Origin of the sequence: Hansschlegelia beijingensis, assembly GCF_045505405.1 — a bacterium.
Taxonomy (GTDB): domain Bacteria; phylum Pseudomonadota; class Alphaproteobacteria; order Rhizobiales; family Methylopilaceae; genus Methylopila; species Methylopila beijingensis_A.
Genome location: NZ_JBJKEX010000288.1, coordinates 1 through 3966, shown reverse-complemented (window position 1 = coordinate 3966; position 3966 = coordinate 1). Strand labels below are relative to the sequence as shown.

The 3966-nt window shown below is 68.2% G+C and carries 3 protein-coding genes and 1 pseudogene; all 4 read right to left on the bottom strand.

Features of this window, described 5'->3' with window-relative positions; genetic code table 11:
* Positions 1–353, bottom strand: a pseudogene (locus tag ACIKT0_RS14460) (hypothetical protein); the annotation flags it as partial.
* Positions 350–1246, bottom strand: a complete 897-nt coding sequence (gene fhcD, locus ACIKT0_RS14455) for a formylmethanofuran--tetrahydromethanopterin N-formyltransferase (protein ID WP_407106018.1) — start codon at positions 1244–1246, stop codon at positions 350–352. The gene fhcD and the pseudogene ACIKT0_RS14460, both read right to left, overlap by 4 nt.
* Positions 1243–2904 (bottom strand): formylmethanofuran dehydrogenase subunit A, encoded by a 1662-nt coding sequence (locus ACIKT0_RS14450; RefSeq protein WP_407106017.1) that lies wholly within the window; start codon positions 2902–2904, stop codon positions 1243–1245. The genes fhcD and ACIKT0_RS14450 overlap by 4 nt, the downstream gene beginning before the upstream one ends.
* The coding region (locus tag ACIKT0_RS14445) for a hypothetical protein (protein WP_407106016.1) at positions 2901–3966 on the bottom strand (1066 nt) is incomplete at its 5' end. The genes ACIKT0_RS14450 and ACIKT0_RS14445, both read right to left, overlap by 4 nt.

Here is a 3966-nt window from a genome sequence, read left to right as displayed (position 1 = left end):
GGAACGACGAGGCGGCTCTCAGGAACATCCGCCACGTCGCGCTGTGGACCACGGTGATCGACTTCGTCATCGCGCTCCATCTGGTGGCCCAGCCGCGCGCCGACGTCGCCCCGGACGACGATCTCGCCCTCGGAAAGCCCGGCGCCGACGCCGTCGAGGCGAGCGTCGCCGCCCTCGATCGTCAGCCGCTCGGCGCCCGAGCCCGAGACGTCGAACAGTTCCCCAAGCTCGACGACCCGGCCCCCATAGGGGATCGGGCGCTTCGCGAGGTCGCCGTCTGCGCCGGGCAGCACGCCGGCAAGGTCGACGCGGGCGTCGAAGTCGCCGCGCGCGGTGAGGATCACGCCGGTCACGCCATGATCTCCCGCAGCTTGAAGTGGAACGGCCCGAGATTGCCGCCGTAGTTGCCGGCGTCGATCGCCACCACGCCCTTGGCGCGGCCGAGCGCGACGACCGCCTCGATGCCGGCGCGCGTGCAGGCCGAGACCGCCTCCGGCGAGACGCCGTCGATCACGATCTCCATCACCGAGGCGACCTCCGGCGGAAGCTGCGTCTGCGTCTGCGCCCGCAGCGTCGGGCAGTAGAAGTTGTTGGTCGAGGCGAACATGCCCTTGTACTTCGAGCCGACCTTCGAGCCGGACCGCACCACGCCGCCCGGGAACGGCAGGATGCAGCCCTCGACCTTCTCCATGGCGTCGACGGCGGCTTCCGCGGCGGCGAGCGCCTCGCCGCGCGAGGTCGCGAGAATCAGGATGTTCCCGCCGCCGACCCCGGAAGTGGTGCCGCTCTCATGGTCGCAGACGAACTCGCCTTCCATGACCGGGATGCGCCAGATCCTGCGGCCGTCGACGTTCTTGGCGATCTGCCAGCCGTCGCCGAAGTAGCGCAGCGCCTTGCCGATGGAGACCGTGTCTCCGCCGGTCATGCCGGCGAAGCAGGCCGAGGTCGGCGAGGTCAGCACGCACTGCCCGATGCGGAGCGGCACGACCGACTTCAGCCCCTTGATGTCCATCGCGAAGATGAGCACGGCGACGCCGGGCCGGCCGTCCGGCGTCTCCTCGGCCGGAACGACGCGCTCAACGCCCGCCTCGCAGCCGCAGCCGATGACCGAGGTCGCGAAGCCCGTCATGGTCTTCGCGGCGGTCATCGCCCACCGCGGCGTGTCCGCCGTGATGATCAAACGCGTCCCGACCATCGGGAACGCCTCCGCGAAGCTGTCGCGGATCTCGACGCCGTTGAGGATCATGCGGACCTCTTGGTGGCGTGCACGACCGTGCCCTGTCCGTCGCGGATCTCGTGGTCCCGCATCTTGAAGGTCTTGGCCTTGAAGCCGATCGCCTCGTCGAACCAGCGGTCGAGCTTGGCGTCCATGCTCTTGTCGTAGTCGGGAGCGACCGAGTGGGTGCGGCCATAGACGACGTCGACGATCTCGCCGTCCTTCACCACGACCCGCCCGTCCTTCAGGACGTACTCGGCCTTCGAGAACATCGCCTCGCGGTCGGGATCGTCGCGATAGATCACGACGTCGCCCGCGGCGCCGGCCCCGAGATGTCCGCGATCGGTCAGACCGAGTATCTTGGCGGGCGCCGCCCGGGTGACGATCGCGATCTCCTCAAGCGTGTATTCCCGCTTCAGCTCGTTCAGGATCGAGTGCTTGCGCGCAGACTTCGGCAGCTTGGCGAACTGCTCGTCCCGGAACGGCTTGTCCATCAGCAGCCGCAGCAGATGCGGATAGGTGGTGAAGGGAGCGCCGTTCGGGTGATCGGTCGTCAGGAATATCCGCCAGGGGTCCTCGACCAGCAGGAACAGCTCGAGCCCGATGGCCCACTGCAGCGCGTTGACGAAGGACTTGTCCTTGTACTCGAACGGCACGATCCCGCAGGCCGCGTCCATCTCGATGTCCATGCCGATCCAGCGCTTCGGCGTGGCGATGCCGCGGTTGCGGTGCTGCGACATCAGGTCGGCGGAAGCCGTGACGGTCTGACCGAACATGATCTGACCGACGTCGATCGAGATGTTCGGGTTCTTGTTCACCGCCTCGGCGATCTTGGCCGCGCCCGAGGAGAACTTCCGGTCGCCCTCGGTGCCGTAGGAGTGGAACTGCACATGCGTCATGTGCAGGGGCAGGCCCTCGGTCGCCGCGATGGTGTCGAGCGTAGTCTGCTCGTTGCCCGGCACGCCGAGATTGCAGCCGTGCAGGTGAATCGGATGCGCCAGCCCCAGCTCGGTCACCGCCCGGATGAGCGTGGTGAGGATCTTGCGCGGAGTGATCTCGTAATGCGGGTTCGCCTCGTCGAGGTCGAGCCTGCGCGCGTTGAACTTGAACGCGTTGATGCCGCCCGGGTTGACGATCTTGATCGCCATGCACTTGGTCGCGGCGAGCATCCAGGCGACATAGTCGTTGACGGCCTGCTGGCCTGCCCCGCTTGCGATGAGATCGAGCAGGAAGTCGTCGTTGCCCAGCACCAGATAGCCACCGGTGTCGAGGAACGGGATGTCGCCCATCTCGTAATGCATGTGGCGCGCATTGGCGCCGACCACCGCAGGCTCGAAAGCCGCAGTGTAGCCCATCTCCACGTACCGGCAGCCGGTGGCGTGCGCGGTCATGGTCGAAAGTCCGCCGCCGCAGGCGCAGAACGGGCCGGCGGGCTCGCGGATCGCGCGCTGCTCCTCGACCATCAGCAGACGCGCGATGTTCGACTTGCCGCCCGCGATATGGGTGTGGATGTCGATCGCGCCGGCCATGACGACGCCGCCCCTGGCGTCGATCGTCTCGATCACGCCCTCGCCCACGGCTCCGGCCGCGGCGATGCGGCCGTCCTGGATGAAGACGTCGCGCTCGACCCCGACTTCGCCGTTCGCCGGATCGAGGACCTTGCCGCCGGTGATGCGCACGGCGCTCATGACAGACGCTCCCGAAGGCCCTTGGCCACCATCGCGATGCTCGGCAGGCCGGCGTCGCGATAATGCCCGAGGGGAATGCTCACCACGGTGTCGGTGCGGAACGCGAGCCCGCGATGGTCGAGTCCGGGCTGACCGACCGGCACGAACACCTCCGGCTCGCGCTCGAAGATCGTGTCCGGATGCGCGAAAGCCACCAGCTGGCCCTCAAAGGCCGGCGGCTGCTCCGGCCGGAAAGCCGACGTCCAGATCAGCAGATCGCCGGACTTCAGCGCTTCTTCCGTGCTGTTGAGCAGCTGGTCATGGTCGGCCTGGCCGCCGCGGAACGCGGTCCGTAGCGGGAAGCCGATGTTCCACAGGAACGCCTGGTTCGCGCCGATCAGGTTGTCCCGGCCCGCGAGCGGCAGACAGGCGGCGCGGGTGTCGACGTTCAGGATGTCGACGATGATCGAGGCCCGCTCCACGATCAGGTCGCCGTCGCCGCCGAGCAGGCCAGCGCTCCAGGCGAGCACGCCGTAATGCGCGCCCTTGAGCCCCGCCGCGAGCGCGGCGAGGTCGGGGCCGCCCGGAACGGCCGGAGCATCCGAAAGCAGTCCCTGCAGACGCGACAGCGCATCCAGAAGCTCGCCTTCCGGAACGTCGATCGTCTGGATCTCCGCGCCCTCAAGCTGAACGCGCGCCTCATCGGAAGGCGCGCCGCCGAGGAACACGACCTTGCGCTTGCCCTTGATGAAGCGGCCGGTCGGCGGCGTGATCCGGTTGTAGAGCCGATGGAACGCCTCCGAGGGGTCCGGACCGATCACCACCAGAAGGTCGCAATGGTTGCGAACCTCCGCGAGCGTGGTCGCGATCCAGCCCTTGCGCTGTGAGGTCGAGATGTTCCGGAACAGGCCCGTCGAAGCATAGTGGTCGACGCTGCCGCCCGTCTTGCTGGCGAGCTTGATGAGCGCCCTGACGCCGTCGACGTCAGTGCCGAGCCCGCCATAGACCGGCGACCGCGCGGCGGAAACCAGCTCCGCGGCGGCGGCCAGCGCCTCGTCGAGCGCGACCTCGCGGCCCATCACG